Origin of the sequence: Variovorax glacialis, from assembly GCF_051216375.1 — a bacterium.
Taxonomy (GTDB): domain Bacteria; phylum Pseudomonadota; class Gammaproteobacteria; order Burkholderiales; family Burkholderiaceae_C; genus Variovorax.
Genome location: NZ_JBPJZT010000004.1, coordinates 43,867 through 67,503 on the forward strand (window position 1 = coordinate 43,867; position 23,637 = coordinate 67,503).

Below are 23,637 nucleotides of genomic sequence, written 5' to 3' on the forward strand. Positions count from 1 at the left end.
ACGGGGGTGGTCACTTGATCGCCAAAATGCGGTCGTAGTCCTGCTGGCGATAGCCCTGGTCCGTCGGCTTCGTGTTCTTGAGCACAGCCTCGCGGAACGCGTTCTTGTCGACCGTGATGACGTTGTTGCCTTTCTTCTTGAACTCTTCGGTCAGGCGCACTTCCGATGCGATGATTTCGCGGCCGCTCTTCTCGGCAGCTTCTTGCATCACCTCGGTGAAGATCTTCTTCTCGTCCGGCGTCAGCTTCTGCCACACCGGCCCCGAGACCACGGTGAGCAGCGAGTCGACGATGTGGCCGGTGAGCGAGATGTTCTTCTGCACTTCATAGAACTTCTTCGCCTCGATGGTGGGCAGCGGGTTCTCCTGGGCGTCGACCGTGCCGTTCTGCAGCGCGAGGTAGACCTCGGCGAAGGCGATCGGCGTCGGGTTCGCGCCCAGCGACTTCGGGAAGGCCAGGTAGGCGGGGGCGTCGGGCACGCGGATCTTCAGGCCCTTCATGTCCTCGGGCTTCGCGACCGGCTTGGCCGCCGAGGAGGTCACGTTGCGCGCGCCGTAGTAGTTGAGCGCGACGATGTGGTTGCCGCTCTTCTCGTCGTAGCCCTTGGCCAGTTCGGCGAACACGTCGCTCTTGGCGTACTTCAGCAGGTGCTCGGAATCACGGAAGATGAACGGGAAGTAGGTGACGGCCAGCGGCTTGTAGGTGTTGGCCGCGAAGCTCGCGCCGGTGAGGATGATGTCCACCGTGCCCAGCGTCAGGCCCTGGTTGATGTCGGATTCCTTGCCCAGGCTCGACGCCGGGAACACCTGGATCTCGTACTTGCCGTTGGTGCGCTTCTTGATCTCCTCGCCGGCCCACACCGAATACTTGTGGAAGGGCTCGGAGGTCTCGTAGACATGGGCCCACTTGAGCTTCGTCTGCGCCTGGGCAGTGCCGAAGGCGCCGAGCACGCTGGCCGCGATGGCGCAGGCCGCGATGGTCTTGATGGCGAAACGTTTGCTGGTCATCGGTTGTCTCCGTTGTGGGTTTGTGAAAGAGAACTGCTGGCGGATCAGGAAACCTTCGCGCGGCGCCAGCTCGCGCTGAATCTCTGGTGCGACTTGTCCATGTGCTCGTGCATGGCCTTGCGCGCGCCGTCCGCATCGCGCGCGGCAATCGCATCGCGGATCGCCTCGTGCTCGGCAATGGCCGAACGCCACGACCTCACGGTCTCGAAGTAGCCGCCGAGCCGCGTGAAGATCGGCCCCTTGCGCGAATCCCAGAAGCCCTGCACGGTCTCGGAGAGCACGACGTTGTCGCAGGCGTCGACGATCGCCAGGTGGAAGGCCCGGTCGCCTTCGAGCGGCATCACGTTGCGGTCCGCCATCTCGCGCATCGTCTCGATGGCGCGGCTCATGGCGTCCACGTCCTTGCGCCTGCCCATCGTCGCGGCCAGCGCCGCGGTCTCGCCTTCGACCACGCGGCGCGCACGGATCAGTTCGAGCGGCCCCCATTCGGCCGCCTCCACCGGTTCGGACGCGCGGTGCGAGCGATCGATCACGTACACGCCGGAGCCCGTCCGCACCTCGACCCAGCCTTCCACCTCCAAGGCGATCAGCGCCTCGCGAACGGATGGCCGGCTCACGCCGAGCTGCTTCGACAGATCGCGTTCGGCCGGCAGCCGCGCGCCGACCGCGAACTCGCCGCCCGCGATCAACGCGCGGAGCTGGTCCGCGATCTGGCGATAGAGGCGACGGGGCTCGACGGTTTGAAGCGGCACGTGGGAGACGCGGATTGACTGGACGTTAAGGGTTGTCCTGAATTGGACAAGTGGTCAGGCCAATTCAGAATACGATTCGCACTGTGTGGCAGCCATCCGGCGAAACCCTGAACGCCGCGGACCGAGGCGGCGCAACCATCCGACAACGCTTCAAAGAGGACATCCCATGAGACTCCAGGGCAAGACCGCGCTCGTGACCGCGGCCGGACAAGGCATCGGCCACGCAAGCGCGCTCGCACTGGCGGCGGAGGGCGCGCAGGTCTGGGCCACCGACGTCAACGAAAAACTGCTGGAACGCTATGCCGGCGTCGCCAATATCAAGACAGCCAGGCTCGACGTGCTCGACAAGGCCGCCATCGGCGCCTTCGTCAAGACGCTGCCTGCGCTCGACGTGCTGTTCAACTGCGCAGGCGTGGTGCACAACGGCACGGCTCTTGACGCCACCGATGCCGATCTCGAATTCGCATTCCACCTCAACGTGCGCGCACAGTTCTGGACCATCCAGGCCGTCCTGCCGGGCATGCTCGCCGCAGGACGCGGCAGCATCATCAACATGGCCAGCGTGTGCTCCAGCATGAAGGGGTTGCCGAACCGCTTCGTCTACGGCACGACCAAGGCGGCGGTGCTCGGCCTCACCAAGAGCGTCGCGGCCGACTACGTGACCAAGGGCATCCGCTGCAACGCGGTGTGCCCAGGCACTGTCGATACGCCGTCGCTCGGCGATCGCATCAACGCGAACGCGGATCCGGACGAGGCACGCAAGGCCTTCATCGCCCGGCAGCCCATGGGCCGACTGGCGAAGGCGGAAGAGATTGCGCCCGTCGTGGTGTTCCTCGCGAGCGACGAATCCGTGTTTGCGACGGGTCAGGCCTTCACGGTCGACGGGGGCATCACCATATGAACCAGCTCGACTTCGCAGGTCGCCACGCGGTCGTCACGGGCGGAGCGACCGGGCTCGGCTACGGCATCGCGCAGCGGCTGCTCGCCTCGGGCGGCAGCGTGACGATCTGGGATCGCGACGGCGAAGCCGCCACCAAGGCGGCGTGGTCGCTGGGCGCCAAGGCCTTTTCACTGACGGTCGACGTGACGCAGCAGCCTTCCGTCGCAAAGGCCGTCGCCGCCACGCTGGCGCAGGCGGGGCGTATCGACGCGCTGATCAACAGCGCGGGCATCACCGGTCCGAACGCCAAGCTCTGGGACTATCCGGTGGACGGATGGCGGCAGGTCATGGAAGTCAACCTCACCGGCCCCTTCATCTGCTGCCGCGAAGTCGTCCAGCAGATGCGCACGCAGGGCTACGGCCGCATCGTCAACATCGCCTCGGTCGCAGGCAAGGACGGCAATCCCAATGCCAGCGCCTACAGCGCGAGCAAGGCCGGTCTCATCGCGCTCACCAAGTCGCTCGGCAAGGAACTCGCCGACACTGGCATCCGCGTCAACTGCGTGACGCCCGCGGCGGTGAAGACGGCGATCTTCGACCAGATGACACCGGACCACATTGCGTTCATGCTCTCGAAGATCCCGATGGGCCGTTTCGGCAAGGTGGAGGAGGTCGCCGCGATGGTCGCCTGGCTTTGCACCGAGGATTGCTCGTTCTCCACCGGCGCCGTGTTCGATCTCTCCGGCGGCCGCTCGACCTATTGATCACACAAGAAAGGACAACATGAAACTCGTTCGCTATGGCAACCCCGGCAAGGAGAAGCCGGGTCTCGTCGACGACAACGGCCAGCTCCGCGACCTGAGCGCGGCGGTCAAGGACATCGGCCCCGATCAACTGGGCGATGCCGCCCTCGCCAAGCTGCGCAAGCTCAAGGTCGACAAGCTGCCGCTGGTCCGTGGCAAGCCGCGCTACGGCTGCCCGGTGGCCGGCGTCGGCAAGTTCATTGCCATCGGTCTCAACTATGCGGACCATGCAGCCGAGTCCGGCATGCCCATCCCGAAGGAGCCGGTGGTCTTCACGAAGGCCATCAGCTGCATCCAGGGCCCGAACGATCCCGTGATGCTGCCCAAGGGCTCGGTCAAGGGCGACTGGGAGGTCGAACTCGGTGTGGTGATCGGCACCCGCGCGCGTTACGTGTCGCAGAAGGACGCGCTCAACTACGTGGCGGGCTACTGCACCATCAACGACGTGAGCGAACGCGAATGGCAACTCGAACGCGGCCTCACCTGGGACAAGGGCAAGGGCTTCGACACCTTCGGCCCGATCGGCCCGTGGCTGGTCACGCGCGACGAAGTGCCCAACCCGCAGAAGCTCGCGATGTGGCTGGACCTCAACGGCAAGCGCGTGCAGACCGGCAGCACCAAGACGATGATCTTCAACGTCGCGAGGCTGGTGAGCTATGTGAGCCAGCTCAACACGCTGGAGCCCGGCGACATCATCACCACCGGCACGCCGCCCGGCGTGGGCATGGGCATGAAGCCGCAGGTCTTCCTGAAGAAGGGCGACGTAATGACGCTCGGCATCGAAGGCCTGGGCGAACAGCGGCAGGAAGTCGTTCCGTTCAAGCTCTGAAATCCATCGGGCACGTGGCGCGGGGCGCCGCGTGCTTCGACCCATGGGCGTTTGCTTGCACGGAACAAGACGCATCCGCCCCATATTCAGACGAGTTGACCTTCGCCTTCACGGAGACTTGAATAGCCCCGCGCCTCGACAGTGTCAGGCGCGCGCCGGCATTCAGTTCCATCCAGAGGGTCACACCGATGTCCAACTTCAAACGCCTCGCCGTCGCGGGGCTGCTCGCCTTCGGCTTCGGCTCTGCCGCCATTGCGGCGGAGCACGCGCACTGGTCCTACAGCGGCAAGACCGGCCCCAAGGAATGGGCTGCACTGTCGGAGGAAAACAAGCTCTGCGCAAACGGGCTGCAGCAATCGCCCATCGCGTTGCAGACGCGCAAGGCCAGCCACCTCGCGGACCGCGACGTGGCGATTCGCTTCGGCAAGACGGCCGGCAATCTGCTCAACAATGGCCACACCATCCAGATGGACGTGGCCGACAGCGCGCACAACGCCGTCGCCTTCAAGGGCACCGACTTCCATGTGGCCCAGTTTCATTTCCACGCGCCCAGTGAACACCATCTGGACGGCAAGTCCTTTCCGATGGAACTGCACCTGGTCACCAAGGACAGCAGCGGAAAGATCGCCGTCGTCGCCGTGCTGATCAAGGCGGGGAAAAAGAACGCAGCGCTCGCGCCGCTGTTCGACCAGTTGCCCCCGTCGGAAGGCGCGTCGCGCGACGTGGAGGTCGACCTCGCCGCGTTGCTGCCGTCCGGTCGCAAGGCGCTGATCTATACCGGCTCGCTGACCACGCCGCCGTGCTCCGAGAGCGTGAGCTGGGTGGTGATGGAACAGCCCATTGCGATGTCGCGCGCACAGATCGGCGCCTTCCACAAGCTGTTCCACGACAACCATCGCCGGATCCAGCCGATCAACCAGCGCGAGGTCGTCGAAGAGACGGCGAACTAGCAGGCGGCTGGCCGGGTTCGAGATCCGGCGCCGGTCGGGACCAGAAGAAGGGCCGAGTAGGCCCCAGCAGGGATGAGCAAATGAAGAGATGGTTTGGAGGCTGCCTGCTGGCCGCCTCCGTGTTGACATTGAGTGGGTGCGGGTCGCTGATTGCCGAAAGCGCCTCGGCCGGCGCCGGTATCGCCGGTGGCGCGATCGCCAGCGCCATCACGGACAACGCCGGCGTTGCCACCGGCATCGGTATCGGCGTCCAGGCCATTGCCCGCGCGGGCGTTCAGTACCACGAGCGAAAGATCCACGCGGAAGCGCAGACGCAGATCGCGCGCGTCGCCGGTCCGCTCAAGGTCGGCCAGGTCAAGCCATGGAAGACCACGCTTTCGCTTCCCCTCGAGCCCGAGGAAGCCGGCCGAGTGACGGTCAGTCGCGTCATCAGTTCCGGCGAACTCCACTGCAAGGAGATCGTCATCTCGGTGGAGCGCAGCGGGGGTGACCGGTTGCCGGCCACCGAGTTCTATGTGGCGGCCGTCTGTCGCAGCGGGAGCGAGTGGGCCTGGGCGTCGGCCGAGCCGGCGACCGAACGGTGGGGCTCGCTGCAATGAGGTTGCTCCTGGCGCTGGTCGGCGTGGCTGCCCTGTCGGCCTGCGGCGCGGTCGGCAGCCTCACCGGTGCGGTGGCGGGCGCCGCATCCGGTGCCGCGACCACCAATCCCGCCGTGGGCGTGGCCGTGGGCATCGGTGTGCAGGCGGGGGTCGATGCCTCGATCAGCACCGCGTTGCGCTATTGGAGCCGCGAAGGGCAGGACAGCATCGCCATGCTGGTGGGCGAGATGGCCGTCGGCGAGCGTCGGCGCTGGGAAGTGCGCCACCCCGTGCCGTACGGCAACGAGCAGGGCGAAGTGAAGGTTGTGCGTGCGTTCGCGACGCCGTTGGCGGCCTGCAAGGAGGCCGCCTTCACGGTGGAGGAAATCGACGCCGAGCCGACCGGCGCGCCACCGTCGCGCTTCGTCATGACCGCCTGCCGGGGCGAGCACGGATGGAAGTGGGCAACAGCGGAACCGGCTGTGTCGCGCTGGGGCGCCCTGCACTAGTCATCGGCCGACCGATCCGTTGAAAGACCTGCAACTCTTGCAGGTCTTTCGTCTTTCGGAAGCCATGAATCTCCTGCAAAATAGAACGATCGTTCGTTTTATTCTGTCAGCCCATCGATGCCCGATATCGCCGCCTCCGCCAAGTCAGCCCGCGCGCCTCAAAAGGGCCAGCAGACCAAGGCCGTCATCATCGATGCGGCGCTGAACCTTGCCGCGCAGATCGGCCTGGAGGGCCTGTCCATCGGCGCGCTGGCCGAAGTCACGCAGATGAGCAAATCGGGCGTGTTCGCCCATTTCGGCTCGCGCGAGGAACTGCAGATTTCGGTGGTGCGGGAGTACCACACGCGCTTCGAGCAAGAGGTGTTTTATCCCGCGCTCGAGGCCGAGCGTGGCTTGCCGCGCCTGCGCGCCCTGTTCGCCAACTGGATGAAGCGCACCTCGGCCGAGATCGATTCCGGCTGCATCTACATCAGCGGCGCGGTCGAGTTCGACGACCGGCCCGGCCCCGTGCGCGACGCGTTGGCCGATTCCGTCAACACCTGGCTGGCCGCCGTGTACCGCGCCGTGGTGCAGGCCAAGGCCGAGGGCCACCTGCGCGAGGACGCGGACGAGAAGCAGATCGCCTTCGAAATCCATGCCCTGATCCTGGCGCTTCACTACGAAGCCAGATTCCTGCGCTCGCCCGACTCGCTAGCGCGTGCCAACGCTGGCTTCGACAACATCCTCTCGCGCAGTGCCGCGCCCGATGCGCCTTCTGCCACCGCGGCCGCCGCTCCGGCGCGTCGCCGTCTGAAGCCCGTGCGCTGATCGCGCGGCCTTGCCACTTTTTTTCTCTTCCTTTTTCTTTCCCCGGAGATTTCCCCATGCCCGCCTATACCCCGCCTCTTCGCGACATGCAGTTTGTGATGCACGAGGTGCTGAACGTCACCGAAGAACTCAGGGCACTTCCGAAGCATGCGGAGGTCGACGCCGAGACCATCAATGCGGTGCTGGAAGAGGGCGGCAAGTTCGCCTCCGAGGTGACCTTCCCGCTCAACATCAATGGTGACGAGGAAGGCTGCGTGCTCGACAAGACGACGCACGAGGTGAAGACGCCGAAGGGCTTCAAGGACGCCTATGCACAGTTCGTCGAAGGCGGCTGGGCGGCGCTGTCGTGCGACCCCGCCTACGGCGGCCAGGGCCTGCCTTTCGTGGTGAACCAGTGCTTCTACGAAATGCTCAACTCGGCCAACCAGGCGTGGACGATGTACCCCGGCCTCTCGCACGGCGCGTACGAAGCCCTCTCGGCCCACGGCACCGACGAGCAGAAGAAGACCTACCTGCCCAAGCTCACGAGCGGCGAGTGGACCGGCACGATGTGCCTGACCGAGCCGCATTGCGGCACCGATCTCGGCCTGCTGCGCACCAAGGCCGAGCCCCAGGCCGACGGCACCTACAAGCTCACCGGCAACAAGATCTTCATCTCGGCCGGCGAACACGACATGGCCGCGAACATCATCCACCTCGTGCTGGCGCGCCTGCCGGACGCGCCCAAGGGCAGCAAGGGCATCAGCCTGTTCGTGGTGCCGAAGTTCAACGTCAAGGCCGACGGCTCGCTCGGCAGCCGCAACGGCATCTACTGCGGCGGCCTCGAACACAAGATGGGCATCCATGGCAACGCCACGGCGCAGATGGTGCTCGAAAGCGCCACCGGCACGCTGGTCGGCCAGCCCAACAAGGGCCTCGCCGCGATGTTCGTGATGATGAACGCCGCGCGCCTGGGCGTCGGCAACCAGTCGCTCGGCCTGACCGAAGTGGCCTTCCAGAACGCGCTGGCCTATGCCAAGGACCGCATCCAGATGCGCTCGCTCTCCGGCGTGAAGGCGAAGGACAAGGACGCCGACCCGATCATCGTGCACCCCGACGTCCGCAAGATGTTGATGACCGCCAAGGCCTACGCCGAAGGCGGCCGTGCGCTGGCGATCTACTGCACGCTGCTGCTCGACAAGGAGCACCACCATCCCGACGAGAAGGTGCGCAAGGATTCCGGCGAGATCGTCGCGCTGCTGACGCCGATCGTGAAGGCCTTCATCACCGACAACGGCCACATCTCGACCAACGCCTGCATGCAGGTCTTCGGCGGCCACGGCTTCATCAAGGAATGGGGCATGGAGCAGTTCGTGCGCGACAACCGCATCAACATGATCTATGAAGGGACCAACACGATCCAGTCGCTGGACCTGCTGGGCCGCAAGGTGCTGGGCAACAACGGCGCGACGCTGAAGAAGTTCGGCAAGCTGGTCGGCAAGCTGGTGGAAGAAGAGGGCGTGAACGAGAAGATGAGCGAGTTCATCACGCCGGTGGCGATCCTGGGCGACCAGCTCACGAAGTTCACGACCGAGATCGGCTTCAAGGGCTTCCAGAATCCGGACGAAGTCGGCGCCGCCGCGGTGGACTACCTGCGCGTCGCGGGCCACTTCGTGTTCGGCTACATGTTCGCGCTGATGGCGCGCGCCGCGCTGCGCGAGATCGCCGCCGGCAACGCCGATCCTTTCTACCAGGCCAAGCTGCAGACCGCGCGCTTCTACTTCGCCAAGCTCTTCCCCGAAACCGCGACGCTGATGCGCACCGCGCGTGCCGGCGCCGCGCCGCTGATGAACACCGACGCCGCTCTGGCCTGAACGCCATGAAAGCGCTCTTCGCAGCCATCGTGCTGGCAACCGGCGCCACCTCGGCGCTGGCGCAGATGAGTCCGGTGGGCCTCTGGCGCAGCGTCGACGACAAGACCGGCGAGGCCAAGGCCGAGATCCGCATCAGCGAGACGGGCGGCGCGCTGCAGGGCCGCATCGAGAAGACGCTCCGCAAGGACGCGAAGCCCGACGCCGTGTGCGAGGAATGCACCGACGACCGCAAGGGCAAGGCCATTGCCGGCCTCGAGATCATCCGGGGCGGCAAGAAGGTCGAGGGCAAGGACGTCTGGGAAGGCGGAAAGATCCTCGATCCCGAGAACGGCAAGGAATACCGCGCGAGCTTCACGCCCATCGATGGTGGCAAGAAGCTCGAAGTGCGCGGCTACCTCGGCCCTTTCTGGCGGACCCAGACCTGGAACCGGATGCCTTGAGCCCACCCCCGTTGCTTGCTCACTTCGTGTAGCCGCCTCCCCCCTCCAGGGGGCAACACCGGTGGACCGGCGGAGCCGGTTCCACGGTGTTTTTCGAATCAGTCAGTCAGTCAGAACTTTTGTAGGACCTGTTTATGTCCAGATTTCAAGTGAAGAAAGTCGCCGTGCTTGGCGCCGGCGTGATGGGGGCGCAGATCGCGGCGCACCTCGTCAACGTGCGCGTGCCGGTCGTGTTGTTCGATCTGCCTGCGAAGGAAGGTCCGAAGAACGGCATCGTCAGCCGCGCCATCGACAACCTCAAGAAGCTCAAGCCCGCGCCGCTGGGCGATGTGGCCGATGCCGGCCTTATCGAACAGGCCAACTACGAGGACGACCTCGCGAAGCTCGGCGAGTGCGACCTGGTGATCGAGGCGATCGCCGAGCGCATGGACTGGAAGCTCGATCTGTATCGGAAGATCGCGCCGCACGTCGCGAAGCACGCGATCCTGGCTTCGAACACCTCGGGCCTGTCGATCACCAAGTTGAGCGAGGCGCTGCCCGAGGCGCTCAAGCCGAGCTTCTGCGGCATCCACTTCTTCAATCCGCCGCGCTACATGTTCCTGGTCGAGCTGATCAACACGCCGACCACCCGGCCCGAAGTGCTCGACCAGCTCGAAGCCTTCGTCACCAGCACGCTCGGCAAGGGCGTGGTACGCGCCCATGACACGCCCAACTTCATCGCCAACCGCGTCGGCATCGCCGGCATGCTGGCCACGCTGAAGGAAGTCGAGAAGTTCGGCCTGACGCCCGACGTGGTGGACGACCTCACCGGCAAGAAGCTCGGCCGCGCGAGCTCCGGCACCTTCCGCACCGCCGATGTGGTGGGCCTCGACACGATGGCGCACGTCGTGAAGACGCTGCAGGACAACCTCGACGAGAAGAGCGATCCGTTCTATTCCAACTTCGCGACGCCGCCGGTGCTCGCCAAGCTGCTCGAACTGGGCAACCTGGGCCAGAAGACCAAGGCCGGCTTCTTCAAGAAGGCCGGGCGAGACATCCTTCGCTTCGACTTGGCCAGGGGCGAGTACGTGCCATCGGGCGACAAGGCAGACGAGGTCTACGGCCGCATGCTCAAGAAGCCCGCAGCCGAACGCCTGAAGTTGCTGCGCGAGAGCGAAGGCGCGCAGGGCCAGTTCCTGTGGGCCATCCTGCGCGACAGCTTCCACTACGCCGCCGTGCACCTCGCGACCATCGCCGACAGCGCACGCGACATCGACTTCGCGATGCGCTGGGGCTTCGGCATGAAGCAGGGTCCGTTCGAGCTCTGGCAGGAAGCCGGCTGGACGCAGGTCGCGACATGGATCCAGGAAGACATCGATGCGGGCAAGGCGCTCTCGACCGCTCCGCTGCCGAAGTGGGTCTTCGAAGGCCCGGTGGCCGAGGCCGGTGGCGTGCACACGCCGGAAGGCTCCTGGAGTGCGTCGAAGAGCACCTTCGTCGCGCCGCGCCGTCTGCCGGTGCACGAGCGCCAGCTCTTCCCCGAGAGCGTGCTCGGTGCCAACGCGCCTGACGCGAACAAGGCCGGCACGACGATCCAGGACGAAGGCGATGTGCGTCTCTGGACCCTGGACGGCGAAGTCCTCATCGCAAGCATCCATTCGAAGATGCACGCCATCAGCCCCGACGTTGCCGAGGCGCTCGCCGCCGGCGTCGAGCTGGCCGAGAAGGACTACAAGGCGATGGTGATCTGGTCGCCCGACGAGATGTTCTCGGTCGGCGCCGACCTGCAGGCGATGCTGCCGGCCTTCGTGGTCGCCGGCATCGGCGCGGTCGAGGCGGCCGAGGAAGAGCTGCAGAAGGTCATGCTCAAGATCCGCTACGCCAGCGTGCCGGTCGTGTCGGCCGTGCGGGGCATGGCGCTCGGCGGTGGCTGCGAGCTCGCCGTTCACTCAGCGAAACGGGTCGCCGCGATGGAAAGCTACGTCGGCCTGGTGGAAGTCGGCGTCGGCCTCATCCCCGGTGCAGGCGGCCTCACTTACATCGCACGTCGCGCCGCGGAGAACGCTGCTGCATCGACGGGGACCGACCTGCTGCCTTTCCTGACCGAGGGCTTCACCGCCGCGGCCATGGCCAAGGTCGGCACCAGCGCACTCGAATCGAAGAAGCTGGGCTACCTGCTCGACAGCGATGTGATCGTTCCCAACAAGGACGAACTCCTGTACGTCGCACTGCAGCAGGCCAGGTCGATGGCGGACGCCGGCTGGCGCCCGCCGCTCCGGCGCTCCTTCAAGGTCGCGGGCCGCAGCGGCGCCGCGACGATCAAGGGCCAGTTGGTCAACATGCGCGACGGCGGCTTCATCAGCGCGCACGACTTCCACATCGCGAGCCTGATCGCCGGCGTCGTCACCGGCGGCGACGTCGATGCCGGTTCGCTCGTGACCGAGGAGTACCTGATGACGCTCGAACGCAAGGCCTTCTGCTCGCTCATCGTGCATCCCAAGACGCAGGAGCGGATCATGGGCATGCTCAGCACTGGGAAACCCGTGAGGAACTAGACCACCCCCAGGCTCCGCGCACTTCGTGTCGCTCCGCCAACCCCCTTCGAGGGGGCAACACCAGCGGCCCGGCGCAGCCGGTTCCGCGGTGATCCCCAAACTGAGACTCCAGGAGCTTCTCGTGAAACAAATTCAAGACGCCTACATCGTTTCCGCCACCCGCACGCCGATCGGCAAGTCGCATCGCGGGTACTTCCGCAACTACCGGCCCGACGACCTGCTCGCGACCACGCTGAAGGCGGCGCTCGCGGCGGTGCCGGGGCTGGACCCGAAGTCGATCGAGGACATCATCTGCGGCTGCGCCATCCCTGAAGCGCAGCAAGGCCTCAATGTGGCGCGCATCGGCGCGGTGCTCGCGGGCCTGCCCAACAGCATCGGCGGCATCACGGTCAACCGCTTCTGCGCATCGGGCCTCTCCGCGGTGCAGATGGCCGCGGACCGCATCCGCGTCGGCGAGGCGGACGTGATGATCGCGGCCGGCGTCGAGAGCATGAGCATGGTGCCGATGATGGGCAATTCGCCCTCGCTGTCGCCGTCGATCTTCGAGCGCGAAGGCGATGTGGGCATTGCTTACGGCATGGGCCTCACGGCCGAGAAGGTGGCGCAGCAGTGGAAGGTCAGCCGCGAGGCGCAGGACGCCTTCGCGCTGCAGTCGCACCAGCGCGCGCTCGCGGCGCAGCAAGCCGGCGAGTTTGCCGACGAGATCACGCCGATCGAAGTTACGGACCGCACGCCCGATCTCGCGACCGGCGAGCCGATCGTCAAGACCCGCACCGTGAGCCTGGACGAAGGCGCGCGCCCCGACACCTCGATCGAAGGCCTGGCCAAGCTGCGCACGGTGTTCGCAGCGCGCGGCTCGGTCACGGCGGGAAACAGCTCGCAGACTTCCGACGGCGCAGGCGCGCTGATCCTCGCGAGCGAAAAGGCCTGCAAGCAGTACGACCTGAAGCCGCTCGCGCGCTTCGTGAGTTTCGCCAGCAAGGGCGTGCCGCCGCACATCATGGGCATCGGCCCGATCGAGGCCATCCCGGCTGCGCTGCGCTACGCGGGGCTCACGCAGGACGCCATCGACTGGATCGAACTCAACGAAGCCTTCGCCGCCCAGTCGCTCGCGGTCATGAACACGCTCGGCCTCGATCCGGCCAAGGTCAACCCGATGGGCGGCGCCATCGCGCTGGGCCATCCGCTGGGCGCGACGGGCGCGATCCGGTCCGCGACGGTGATCCACGCACTGCAGCGCAAGAAGCTGAAGTACGGCATGGTCACGATGTGCGTCGGCATGGGGCAGGGCGCGGCCGGCATCTTCGAGCGCGTGTGACGCCTCAGGGTTTGTGAGCAGGCGCAGGCGTCACCGACACGACTGCACGAGCAACCGGCACGGAGGCACACTGCGGCCATGAAATCACATCCCCTCGACAAGGCCCTCGCGCTGGCGCACAGCGACATCCAGGCGGGGCTCTTCACCGGCGCCACGAGTCCGGATTACTGGAACATGGTGGGGCCCTTCGGCGGCACGACCGCGGCCGTGATGCTGCAGGCGGTGCTGCGGCATCCCGACCTGCTCGGCGAGCCCATCGCACTGACGGTCAACTATGCCGCGGCGCTGGAAGCGGGCCCCTTCGAACTGCTGGCGGTGCCGGTGCGAACCAACCGATCGACGCAGCACTGGACGGTCCAGATGACCCAGTCCGGCAGCGAAGGCAAGCCCCACGTCACGACGACCGCCACCGTGGTCACGGCCGTGCGGCGCGAGACATGGGGCGTCAACGATTTTCCGATGCCGGAAGTGCCGTCGCCCGAACGGGTCGAGCGCCTGAGCATCGGGCCGACGCGGGCTGCCTGGCTCGAACGCTACGAGATGCGGCCGATCAGCGGGTCGATCCCGACGCGTTGGGACGGTAGCGGCGATCACAGCGAGACGCGCATGTGGCTGCGCGACGCGGAGCCGAGGCCGCTGGATTTCGCCTCGCTCGCGGCGCTGAGCGACACCTTCTATCCGCGCGTGTGGCTGCGCCGCGCAACGCACGTACCGATCGGCACGGTGTCGATCACGACCTATTTCCACACGGATGCCAAACTGCTGGCCGAGATCGGCACCGGCTACCTGCTGGGCCGCGCAACGGGGCAAGCGTTTCGCAACGGCTTCTTCGACCAGGCCGCGCAACTCTGGAGCGAGTCGGGCGCGCTCCTGGCGACCAGCAACCAGATCGTCTACTTCAAGGAGTAAACATGACCCTCACGCTCTGTCACTTCGTGTACTCGCTGCCCCCCGACGGGGCGGCCCGGCGCCGGCCTGGAGATGGCCATGAATAAGGCAGCGCTGATCGTCGGCGCGGGCGATGCCACCGGCGGCGCGATCGCACGCCGGTTTGCGCGCGGTGGCTATGCGACCTGCGTCACCCGACGCAGCCTCGACAAGCTGCAACCCCTGGTCGCGCAGATCGAGGCCGAAGGCGGCAAGGCGCATGCCTTCGCCAGCGACGCGCGCAAGGAAGAGGAAGTCGTCGCGCTGGTCGAGCAGATCGAGTCGACCGTCGGTCCGATCGAGGTGCTTGTCTTCAACATCGGCGCCAATGTGCCCGAGAGCATCCTCACCGAGACGGCGCGCAAGTACTTCAAGGTCTGGGAGATGGCCTGCTTCTCCGGTTTCCTGAACGGCCGGGAAGTGGCCAAGCGCATGGTGGCGCGCGAACTGCCGGAGGGCGCGCACCGCGGCACCATCATCTTCACCGGCGCGACGGCGTCGATGCGGGGCGCGGCCAACTTCGGCGCCTTCTCGGGCGCGAAGATGGCCTTGCGCGCACTGGCGCAGAGCATGGCGCGCGAACTCGGGCCCCGCGGCGTTCACGTCGCGCATTCGATCATCGACGGCGCGATCGATACCGAATTCATCCGCAGCAACTTCCCCGACCGGTATGCGCTGAAGGCGCAGGATGGGATCCTCAATCCAGATCACATCGCGGATGCCTACTGGATGCTGCATTCGCAGCCGCGAGACGCCTGGACGCACGAGCTCGACCTGCGGCCGTGGTCCGAGAAGTTCTGAGGAGACAAGGTTCATGACAACGCGATCCGTCGAGTTCTATTTCGACTTCGGCAGCCCTGCTTCCTACCTGGCCGCCACCCAGTTGCCGCATCTGTGTGCCGATGTCGGCGCCGAGCTCGTGTGGAAGCCGATGCTGCTCGGTGGGGTGTTCCAGTCCACCGGCAACCATTCGCCGGCCACCATCCCGGCGAAAGGGCCGTATGTGTTCACCGACCTCGCGCGATTCGCAAAGCGCTACGGCGTGACGCTGCGCGAGAATCCGGACTTTCCGATCAACACGCTGCTGCTGATGCGCGGAGCCACCGGCATGCAGATGCACCAGCCCGAACGCTTCCGCGCCTATGTCGATGCCGTGTTCCACGCGATGTGGGTCGAGCCGCGCAACCTGAACGATCCCGCGACGGTCGGTGCCGTGCTGCAGGAGGCAGGTTTCGATGCCGGCAAGCTGCTGGCCCTGGCCAATGCGCAAGACGTCAAGGACCAGCTCAAGGCCGCGACCCAGGAGGCCGTGCAGCGCGGCGTGTTCGGCGCGCCCACCATGTTCGTCGGCGACCAGATGTTCTGGGGCCAGGACCGGCTCGATTTCGTTCGCGAGGCGCTCGGCGCCTGAATCTTTTCTCTCTGCAAGGACACACCATGAGCGACATCCTCGTCCACACCGAAGCCGGTGTGATGACCATCACCTTCAACCGTCTCGACAAGAAGAACTCGATCACCAGCGCGATGTACGGCGAACTGGCCGACGCGCTGGGCAAGGCCGAGCAGGACGGTGCCGTGCGCGCAGTGCTGATCCAGGGCGACGCGACAATCTTCAGCGCCGGCAACGACATCGGCGACTTCCTCAACGCCCCGCCGTCGACCCAGGAATCGCCGGTGTTCCGTTTCCTGCGCGGCATCGCGACCTTCCCGAAGCCCATCGTGGCGGCCGTCTGTGGCCCGGCCGTGGGCATCGGCACCACGATGCTGTTCCACTGCGACCTGGTCTACGCCGGCGACAACGCGGCCTTCTCGATGCCTTTCGTGAACCTGGGTCTCTGCCCCGAGGCCGCGTCGAGCATGCTCGTGCCGCAGATGTTCGGCTACCACCGCGCGGCCGAGGCACTCCTGCTGGGCGAACCCTTCATGGCCGAAGCGGCGCTGGAAGTGGGACTGGTCAATCGCGTGGTGCCGCCGACCGAAGCCAACGCCATCGCCCAGGCACAGGCGCGCAAGCTGGCGGCCAAGCCGCTGACCGCCTTGATCGAAACGAAGCGCCTGATGAAGAAATCGCAGCAGTCCGCCGTGCTGGAGCGCATGGGCGAGGAAGGCCAGAGCTTCGGCCGCATGCTGCGCGAACCGGCAGCGCGCGAAGCCTTCACGGCCTTCATGGAAAAGCGCCGCCCCGACTTCTCGGCACTTTGATCTCCCCCAGGCTTCGCGCACTTCGTGTCGCTTCGCCTACCCCCTCTCCGGGGGCAACACCCGCGGCCCGGCAAAGCCGGTTCCGCGGTGTTCCACGCGAGACCCTCGCACGGGCCCTGAGTGCGTTCAGTCTTGGGCGATGGGTCGGGGGCGTCCGGTGTCGTCTATCGCGACGTAGGTGAACGTCGCCTCGGTCACCTTGATGTATTCGCCCTGCGCCTTGAAGCGTTCCGCGAACACTTCTACGGTGACCGTGACCGAGGTACGACCGATGCGGTCCAGTTTCGAATAGAACGACAGGATGTCGCCGAGCCGCACCGGCTGCTTGAACACGAATTCGTTGACGGCGACCGTGGCCATCCGCCCCTTGGCGTAGCGGGCCGGGATCACCGAGCCGGCCAGGTCGCACTGCGCCATCACCCACCCGCCGAAGATATCGCCGTTGGCATTGCAGTCGGCGGGCATCGGAATCACCTTGAGCACCAGCTCCATGTCGGCCGGAAGGCTTTTGAGCTTGGCGGTGAGGTTGGCGCTGGAAGTGGCGGACATAGGCACAATCTGTAGAAAACGAAATCCCGATAACGGCTCAAACCCTGCGATGCACGCAGCGTGCCAACCCAGAGATGCCGCAGAACTGGCCCCGCCAGTCTGCCGGTATCGCCCCCTCGAAGGGGGTGGGCGAAGCGACACGCAGTGCGCGAAGCGTGGGGGTGAGCAACAAGCCTCTGATTGTCCCCCATGCGCCGCAGCGGCGAAGCACTTTCCTCACCTCATCCCGCCTCGGGCAGCCAGCCTGCCCGCAGCGACCGCTCCGACTGGGCCACGCTTCGCAGGTTGTTTCCCTACCTGTGGCACTACAAGTGGCGCGTGATGGCGGCGCTCGCCTTCATGATCGGCGCCAAGGTCGCCAACGTGGGCGTGCCGCTGCTTCTCAAGAACCTGGTCGACGCGATGTCGATCAAGCCCGGCAGTGCAGCCGCCTTGCTGGTCGTGCCGATTGGCCTGCTGCTCGCCTACGGCCTGCTCAGGCTCTCCACGGCGGTCTTCAATGAACTGCGCGAACTGGTCTTCGCCAAGGCGACCGAGGGCGCGGCGCGCAGCATCTCGCTGGAAGTGTTCCGGCACCTTCATGCGCTGAGCCTGCGTTTTCACCTGGAGCGCCAGACCGGCGGCATGACCCGCGACATCGAGCGGGGCACGCGCGGCGTGCATTCGCTGATCTCGATGTCGCTCTACAGCATCGTGCCGACGATCATCGAGCTCACGCTGGTGCTGACGGTGCTGGGCGTGAAGTTCGATTCGGGCTTCGTCTGGATCACGCTCGCGGCGCTGGTGGTCTATATCGCGTTCACCGTGATCGTGACGGAATGGCGCACGCAGTTCCGCAAGACCATGAACGAGCTCGATTCCGTGGCGCAGAGCCGCGCGGTCGATTCGCTGCTCAACTACGAGACGGTCAAGTACTTCAACAACGAGAACTTCGAGGCCGGCCGCTACGACGCCAGCCTGGAGCGCTACCGCAAGGCGGCGGTCAAGAGCCAGACCACGCTGAGCATGCTCAACGCCGGCCAGCAGTGCCTGATCGCGGTCAGCCTGGTCGCCATGCTCTACCGCGCGACACAGGGCGTGGTGGACGGGCGCATGACGCTGGGCGACCTGGTGATGGTCAATGCGTTCATGATCCAGCTCTACATCCCGCTCAACTTCCTGGGCGTGATCTACCGCGAGATCAAGCAGAGCCTCACCGACCTCGACAAGATGTTCGTGCTGCTCGAGAAGGAACGCGAAGTACGGGATGCGCCCGATGCACGGCCCCTGGCCGGATTGGATTCCACGGTGCGCTTCGAGAACGTGAGCTTCGCCTACGAGTCGGCACGGCCGATTCTCAAGAACGTGAGCTTCGAGATCCCGGCCGGCCAGACGGTTGCCGTGGTCGGTCCTTCGGGCTCTGGCAAGTCGACGATGGCACGGCTGCTCTATCGCTTCTACGACGTCCAGCAGGGCCGCATCACGATCGGCGGCGAGGACATCCGCCAGGTGACGCAGGCGAGCGTGCGCCAGTCGATCGGCATCGTGCCGCAGGACACCGTGCTCTTCAACGACACGGTCGAATACAACATTGCCTACGGACGGCCCGGTGCCAGCCGGGAGGAGGTCGAGGCCGCGGCCCGTGCCGCGCGCATCCACGATTTCATCGCGCACACGCCGAAGGGCTACGGGACGATGGTCGGCGAGCGCGGGCTCAAGCTGTCCGGCGGCGAGAAGCAGCGCGTCGCCATCGCGCGCACGCTGCTTAAGAACCCGCCGATCGTGATCTTCGACGAGGCGACATCGGCGCTCGACTCGGCGAACGAGCGCGCGATCCAGTCCGAACTCAAGAGCGCGGCGCGCAACAAGACCACGCTCGTGATCGCGCACCGGCTCTCGACCGTGGTCGACGCGCACGAGATCCTCGTGCTCGAAGGCGGTGTCATCGTCGAGCGCGGAACGCATGCGGACCTGCTGGCCCGGCAGGGCAAGTACGCGCAGATGTGGCGACTGCAGAAGCTCGAGGCCGCGCCCGTGCTCTAACCCAGGCCTTTGCCGGCGCGCGGCATTCGGGCCGCGCGAACCGGTCCTTCATGTTCAGGAGCAATTTGAATGTCCGAGAAGATTCCCCTTTTGGTGCTCAACAGTTTGTCGCCTGCCCACCAGGCGCAGATCGCGGCCGTCTATGACCTGACCTACGCGCCCACGCAGGCCGAGCGCGCGGCGGCCATCGGCGCACACGGCGCGAAGTTCCGTGCGGTGCTGACCATCGGCGTGATCGGCATCACGGTCGAAGAGATCGCCGCCATGCCCAAGGTCGAACTGGTCTGCGCGATGGGCGCGGGCTACGAGGGCCTTCCGCTCGACGCCTTGCGCGCACGCGGCATCGCGGTCGCCAACGGCGCCGGCACCAATGACGATTGCGTGGCGGACCACGCCTTCGGCCTGCTGATCGGCATCGTGCGCGGCATCCGCACGCTCGACCGCCAATGCCGCGAAGGCGTATGGCGCGAGGAAATCCCGCAACCGCCCAATGTGTCGGGCAAGAAGCTCGGCATCCTCGGGCTGGGCACCATCGGCCAGAAGATCGCCAAACGTGCGGGCGCCTTCGACATGGAAGTGGGCTATCACAACCGCAAGCCGAAGGAGGGCGCACCGCACCGCCATTTCGACAGCCTGAAGGCGCTCGCGGAATGGGCGGATGTGCTGGTGGTCGCCACGCCGGGCGGTGCTGCAACGAGGCACCTGATCAACGCTGAGATCCTCGATGCGATCGGCCCCCAGGGCTATCTGGTCAACATCTCGCGCGGCAGCGTGGTCGACACGGAGGCGCTCGCCGCCGCGCTGCGGGCGAACCGGATCGCGGGGGCGGGGCTCGATGTCTACGAGAGCGAACCCCGGCGGCCCGAGCCCCTGATCGGGCTGGACAACGTGCTGCTCACGCCGCACATGGCGGGCTGGTCGCCCGAGGCGACGCAGGCGTCGGTGAACCGCTTCATGGCCAATGCCGAAGGGCACTTCGCCGGTCGCGGCGTGGTGTCCCCCATCTAGGCCGGCAGGTTCGCGAGCGCCGACGGCTGCACCAGTCCCCAGCCGCAGGCGCGGTCGTAGGCGTGGCCGAGACGCAGCACGTCGAGGTCGCGGTGGATCGGGCCGGCGATCTGCAGGCCCATCGGCAGGCCGCCTTCGAAGCCGGCGCGCACATTCAGCGTGGGCAATCCGGCCAGCGTGAAGGGGGTGACGATTTCCATCCAGCGGTGGTAGGTGTCGCTCGCCACATCGCCGACCGCCGCAGGCCAGGTTAGTTTCGCGTCGAAGGGAAAGACCTGCGCCGTGGGCGCGACGACGACATCGAAGGACTCGAAGGCATGCAGGAAGGCGCGGAAGACGTTCGAGCGATAGACCGAGGCCTGGTAGAGCGCAGCGGCGTCGAGCTTGTGGCTCTGCTCGATTTCCCAGCGTGCCTCGGGCTTGAGCTGTTCGCGCAGCGACGGGTCGGCGAAGGCGGCGCCAAGCTTGCCGCCGACCAGCAACTGACGCAGCCGCAGCCAGGCCGTCCAGTTCTGTTCGCGGGGGACACCGAGCTGATGCGGCTCGACCCGGCAGCCGAGATCGCGGAAGGTCTGCAGCGCGCCCTCGCAGAGTTCGCGCACGCCGGGTGCGAGCGGCAGGTCCGGCCAGATGCTGCCGAGCCAGCCGACGCGCAGGCCCCTGACGTCGCCCTCCAGCGCCATCGCGTCGGGCGAGGGCAGCGCATCGGTCAGCGACAGGGGCACGCGAGGGTCGAAGCCCGCCTGCACGGCGAGCAGTCGCGCGGCATCCTCGACCGTGCGGGCCATCGGGCCTTCGCAGCCGAGTTGCTGGAAGAAGAGTTCCTCGTCCGGCGACCCGGGCACGCGGCCACGCGAGGGCCGGAAGCCGATGACGTTGTTGAATGCCGCAGGGTTGCGCAGCGAGCCGCCCATGTCGCTTCCGTCAGCCACCGGCAGCATCCCCAGCGCGAGCGCGACCGCGGCACCGCCGCTGCTGCCGCCTGCGCTCAGCGCGGGCTGGTAGGCATTCAGCGTGGTGCCGAAGACCGTGTTGTAGGTGTGCGAGCCGAGCCCGAATTCGGGCGTGTTGGTCTTGCCGATGACGATCGCGCCGGCCTGCCGCATGCGCGCCACGTGCAGGCTGTCGCTGCGTGCCGGCGAGCGGGGTGCGATCGGCGATCCCATCGAGGTCGGCAGGCCCGTCGCATGGCTGAGGTCCTTCACCGCGAGCGGAAATCCATGCATCCATCCCAGCCGTTCGCCACGCGCGAGTTGCGCGTCGCGTTCGTCCGCTTCGGCCAGCAGCTGCTGCGAATCGCGCAGCGCCACGATCGCGTTGAAGCGCGGATTGAGCGCATGGATCCGCGCGAGCGTCGCGTCCATGAGTTCGCGGCAGGACACCGAGCGTGCGGCGATGTGGCGGGAAAGCGTGGTGGCGTCGAGGGCGAGAAGATCGGCTGCTTGCATCGTTGAAGGGGGTCTCCGTGTGGCTCTGCAGTATGTCGCAGCCTCGCATAATCGGTTCATGGAAACCAAGTGGCTCGAAGACTTTGTCAGCCTTGCCGAGACGCGCAGCTTCAGCCGTTCGGCCCAATTGCGGCATGTGACGCAGCCCGCCTTCTCGCGCCGCATCCAGGCGCTCGAAGGATGGGCCGGCACCGACCTCGTCGATCGCAGCTCCTACCCGACGCGGCTCACGCCCGCGGGCCAGACGCTCTACGGCCAGGCCATCGAGATGCTCCAGGCATTGCAGAGCACGCGCGCGATGCTGCGTGGTCATTCGACGGCAGCGCAGGATGTGATCGAGGTCGCGATCCCGCACACGCTGGCCTTCACCTTCTTCCCGGCCTGGGTCACGAGCCTGCGCGAACACTTCGGACCGCTGAAGAGCCGGCTCATCGCGCTCAACGTCCATGACGCCGTGCTGCGTCTGGTGGAGGGCAGCTGCGACCTGCTGATCGCCTATCACCATTCCTCGCAACCGCTGCCGCTGGACGCCAATCGCTACGAGATGGTGAGCCTCGGCCAGGAGGTGGTGGCGCCCTGGGTCAAGCCGGATGCGGATGGCGAGCCGCGCTTCCGACTGCCGGGGCGGGCCGGCCAGCCGCTGCCCTATCTCGGCTATGCGCCGGGCGCCTACCTCGGGCGCGTGGTCGACCAGTTGCTCAAGGAATCCGGCACCGCCATTCATCTCGACCGCGTCTACGAGACCGACATGGCCGAGGGCCTCAAGGTGATGGCACTCGAAGGCCACGGCATCGCCTTCCTCCCGCAAAGCGCGGTGCGCAAGGAGATCCGTGCGCGGACGCTCGTGAGCGCACTGCCGCCCGAGATCGACCGGCTCGAGGCCACGATGGAAATCCGCGCCTACCGCGAGCGGCCGACCGCTCCGGCCAAGGCAGGCACGCGGCCGGGCAAGACGGATGCGCCGGCGCCGCGAGCCAAGAGTTCGGTGGAAGCGCTGTGGGCCTATCTGGTCGGCACGCAGCCCCCCGTCTCGTGACATCGCGGGCGCGCGGCGCGACAGCCGGATGCCCTTTTCGGACTGAAGGAATTGCGCCGGCAGCGACCGCCTGTTTCATTCGGGCACAAAGGCTGCTTTAAGGAAAGGCGGTTGCAGGCCCTTGCAAGAGGGATGCACCGATGCACGGGCCCGATCGGACCGCGCGCCATCGACTGGTGCATCGCGCACCGGGTTGGCCCGGGTATGGCGCAGAATGCGGGCGCATAGAATTTCGCGTATCTCTCAGTCACAGGAGTTTTCCAAATGAAGAAGCAAGTATTGGCACTGGCCGTGATGGCGCTCGCCGCAGGGTCCGCCTTCGCGCAGGCCAATGACACGCTGGCCAAGATCAAGTCCAGCGGTAGCGTCACGATGGGTGTGCGCGATTCCTCGGGCGCACTGGCCTACACCATCGGTGACGGCAAGTACGTCGGCTTCCATACGGAAATGTCCGAGCGCATCCTGGCCGACATCCAGAAGCAACTCGGCCTGCCCAAGCTGGACATCAAGCGCCAGCTCGTCACTTCGCAGAACCGTGTGCCGCTGGTGCAGAACGGCACCGTCGACCTCGAATGCGGCTCGACCACCAACAACGCCACCCGCCAGAAGGACGTCGCCTTCGCAGTGACCACCTACGTCGAGGAAGTGCGCATCGCGGTCAAGGCCAACTCCGGCATCAACTCCATCAAGGACCTCAACGGAAAGAGCGTGGCAACCACCACGGGCACGACCTCGGTGCAGACCCTGCGCAAGAACGAGCGCGCCCAGGGCATCGACTTCAAGGAAGTCATGGGCAAGGACCACGCCGACAGCTTCCTGCTGCTCGAATCGGGCCGTGCCGACGCGTTCGTGATGGATGGCCAAATCCTGGCCGGCAACATCGCCAAGTCGAAGGCGCCTGCCGACTTCAAGATCGTCGGCGAGGCCCTGTCGGTCGAGCCGATCGCCTGCATGATGCGCAAGGACGACCCGGCGTTCAAGAAGGCCGTGGACGACAGCATCAAGAGCCAGATCAAGGACGGTTCGCTGGCCAAGATGTATGACAAGTGGTTCATGCAGCCGATCCCGCCGACCAACACCAAGGTCGGCCTTCCGCTGTCGGAAGCCACCAAGGCCGCCTGGGCCAATCCCAACGACAAGCCGATGGAAGACTACGCCAAGAAGTAAATCACGTGGGCTGACGCGT

Annotated in this window: 23 protein-coding genes; 19 read left to right on the forward strand and 4 right to left on the reverse strand. The window is 66.2% G+C overall.

The features are described from left to right. Positions 1-10: 10 nt before the first annotated feature. Both ACSFBL_RS11810 and ACSFBL_RS11815 read right to left on the reverse strand, forming a co-directional pair. Positions 11-1,006 (reverse strand): sialic acid TRAP transporter substrate-binding protein SiaP, encoded by a 996-nt coding sequence (locus ACSFBL_RS11810; protein ID WP_435515977.1) that lies wholly within the window; start codon positions 1,004-1,006, stop codon positions 11-13. Positions 1,007-1,050: 44 nt separating this feature from the next. Then, positions 1,051-1,758, reverse strand: a complete 708-nt coding sequence (locus ACSFBL_RS11815; protein WP_435515978.1) for a FadR/GntR family transcriptional regulator — start codon at positions 1,756-1,758, stop codon at positions 1,051-1,053. A 166-nt stretch (positions 1,759-1,924) separates the two neighbouring features. On the opposite strand from ACSFBL_RS11815, the gene ACSFBL_RS11820 reads away from it, so the two are divergent. The 15 genes from ACSFBL_RS11820 to ACSFBL_RS11890 all read left to right on the forward strand — a co-directional run bounded on the left by ACSFBL_RS11820 (position 1,925) and on the right by ACSFBL_RS11890 (position 16,388). Next, positions 1,925-2,659 carry an SDR family oxidoreductase gene (locus ACSFBL_RS11820; protein WP_435515979.1) on the forward strand — a complete coding sequence of 245 codons (735 nt, stop codon included), beginning with the start codon at positions 1,925-1,927 and terminating at the stop codon, positions 2,657-2,659. Continuing rightward, positions 2,656-3,402 (forward strand): SDR family NAD(P)-dependent oxidoreductase, encoded by a 747-nt coding sequence (locus ACSFBL_RS11825; RefSeq protein ID WP_435515980.1) that lies wholly within the window; start codon positions 2,656-2,658, stop codon positions 3,400-3,402. The genes ACSFBL_RS11820 and ACSFBL_RS11825 overlap by 4 nt, the downstream gene beginning before the upstream one ends. A gap of 19 nt (positions 3,403-3,421) precedes the next feature. After that, positions 3,422-4,270 (forward strand): fumarylacetoacetate hydrolase family protein, encoded by an 849-nt coding sequence (locus ACSFBL_RS11830; protein WP_435515981.1) that lies wholly within the window; start codon positions 3,422-3,424, stop codon positions 4,268-4,270. A 188-nt stretch (positions 4,271-4,458) separates the two neighbouring features. Continuing rightward, a complete protein-coding gene (locus ACSFBL_RS11835; RefSeq protein ID WP_435515982.1) occupies positions 4,459-5,220 on the forward strand; it encodes a carbonic anhydrase in 762 nt (253 codons plus the stop codon). An 80-nt stretch (positions 5,221-5,300) separates the two neighbouring features. Then, complete coding sequence (locus ACSFBL_RS11840) at positions 5,301-5,819, forward strand: hypothetical protein (protein WP_435515983.1); 519 nt, start codon at positions 5,301-5,303, stop codon at positions 5,817-5,819. Beyond that, a complete protein-coding gene (locus ACSFBL_RS11845) occupies positions 5,816-6,307 on the forward strand; it encodes a hypothetical protein (RefSeq protein WP_435515984.1) in 492 nt (163 codons plus the stop codon). The genes ACSFBL_RS11840 and ACSFBL_RS11845 overlap by 4 nt, the downstream gene beginning before the upstream one ends. A 117-nt stretch (positions 6,308-6,424) precedes the next feature. Continuing rightward, positions 6,425-7,114: a TetR/AcrR family transcriptional regulator gene (locus ACSFBL_RS11850; protein WP_435515985.1), complete on the forward strand. Its 690-nt coding sequence runs from the start codon at positions 6,425-6,427 to the stop codon at positions 7,112-7,114. A 56-nt stretch (positions 7,115-7,170) separates the two neighbouring features. Further along, the gene (locus tag ACSFBL_RS11855) at positions 7,171-8,967 is read left to right on the forward strand and encodes an acyl-CoA dehydrogenase C-terminal domain-containing protein (protein WP_435515986.1); all 1,797 of its coding nucleotides are present in this window, start codon (positions 7,171-7,173) and stop codon (positions 8,965-8,967) included. Between the two features lie 5 nt (positions 8,968-8,972). Then, positions 8,973-9,407 (forward strand): DUF2147 domain-containing protein, encoded by a 435-nt coding sequence (locus ACSFBL_RS11860; protein WP_435515987.1) that lies wholly within the window; start codon positions 8,973-8,975, stop codon positions 9,405-9,407. Positions 9,408-9,541: 134 nt separating this feature from the next. Further along, positions 9,542-11,941, forward strand: a complete 2,400-nt coding sequence (locus ACSFBL_RS11865; protein ID WP_435515988.1) for a 3-hydroxyacyl-CoA dehydrogenase/enoyl-CoA hydratase family protein — start codon at positions 9,542-9,544, stop codon at positions 11,939-11,941. A gap of 121 nt (positions 11,942-12,062) precedes the next feature. Then, positions 12,063-13,259, forward strand: coding sequence for an acetyl-CoA C-acyltransferase (locus ACSFBL_RS11870; protein ID WP_435515989.1), 1,197 nt, complete (start codon positions 12,063-12,065; stop codon positions 13,257-13,259). 78 nt (positions 13,260-13,337) lie between these two features. Continuing rightward, positions 13,338-14,168, forward strand: coding sequence for an acyl-CoA thioesterase (locus tag ACSFBL_RS11875; RefSeq protein WP_435515990.1), 831 nt, complete (start codon positions 13,338-13,340; stop codon positions 14,166-14,168). A 72-nt stretch (positions 14,169-14,240) separates the two neighbouring features. Continuing rightward, complete coding sequence (locus tag ACSFBL_RS11880) at positions 14,241-14,987, forward strand: SDR family oxidoreductase (RefSeq protein ID WP_435515991.1); 747 nt, start codon at positions 14,241-14,243, stop codon at positions 14,985-14,987. 13 nt (positions 14,988-15,000) lie between these two features. Beyond that, positions 15,001-15,597, forward strand: a complete 597-nt coding sequence (locus ACSFBL_RS11885; RefSeq protein WP_435515992.1) for a 2-hydroxychromene-2-carboxylate isomerase — start codon at positions 15,001-15,003, stop codon at positions 15,595-15,597. 26 nt (positions 15,598-15,623) lie between these two features. After that, complete coding sequence (locus tag ACSFBL_RS11890) at positions 15,624-16,388, forward strand: enoyl-CoA hydratase (RefSeq protein WP_435515993.1); 765 nt, start codon at positions 15,624-15,626, stop codon at positions 16,386-16,388. 126 nt (positions 16,389-16,514) lie between these two features. On the opposite strand, the gene ACSFBL_RS11895 is transcribed toward ACSFBL_RS11890, so the two are convergent. Further along, the gene (locus ACSFBL_RS11895; protein ID WP_435515994.1) at positions 16,515-16,937 is read right to left on the reverse strand and encodes an acyl-CoA thioesterase; all 423 of its coding nucleotides are present in this window, start codon (positions 16,935-16,937) and stop codon (positions 16,515-16,517) included. 189 nt (positions 16,938-17,126) lie between these two features. On the opposite strand from ACSFBL_RS11895, the gene ACSFBL_RS11900 reads away from it, so the two are divergent. After that, positions 17,127-18,959 carry an ABCB family ABC transporter ATP-binding protein/permease gene (locus ACSFBL_RS11900; protein ID WP_435516492.1) on the forward strand — a complete coding sequence of 611 codons (1,833 nt, stop codon included), beginning with the start codon at positions 17,127-17,129 and terminating at the stop codon, positions 18,957-18,959. Between the two features lie 69 nt (positions 18,960-19,028). After that, the gene (locus tag ACSFBL_RS11905; RefSeq protein ID WP_435515995.1) at positions 19,029-19,967 is read left to right on the forward strand and encodes a 2-hydroxyacid dehydrogenase; all 939 of its coding nucleotides are present in this window, start codon (positions 19,029-19,031) and stop codon (positions 19,965-19,967) included. Here ACSFBL_RS11905 and ACSFBL_RS11910 read toward each other — a convergent pair. Next, complete coding sequence (locus tag ACSFBL_RS11910; protein ID WP_435515996.1) at positions 19,964-21,415, reverse strand: amidase; 1,452 nt, start codon at positions 21,413-21,415, stop codon at positions 19,964-19,966. The two genes, ACSFBL_RS11905 and ACSFBL_RS11910, sit on opposite strands and share 4 nt — an antisense overlap. Before the next feature lie 58 nt (positions 21,416-21,473). Between ACSFBL_RS11910 and ACSFBL_RS11915 the strand changes: the two genes are divergently transcribed. Continuing rightward, positions 21,474-22,451 carry a LysR substrate-binding domain-containing protein gene (locus ACSFBL_RS11915; RefSeq protein ID WP_435515997.1) on the forward strand — a complete coding sequence of 326 codons (978 nt, stop codon included), beginning with the start codon at positions 21,474-21,476 and terminating at the stop codon, positions 22,449-22,451. 264 nt (positions 22,452-22,715) lie between these two features. Continuing rightward, entirely contained in the window at positions 22,716-23,618 is a 903-nt protein-coding gene (locus tag ACSFBL_RS11920; protein WP_435515998.1) for a transporter substrate-binding domain-containing protein, read from the forward strand. Positions 23,619-23,637: the final 19 nt, after the last annotated feature.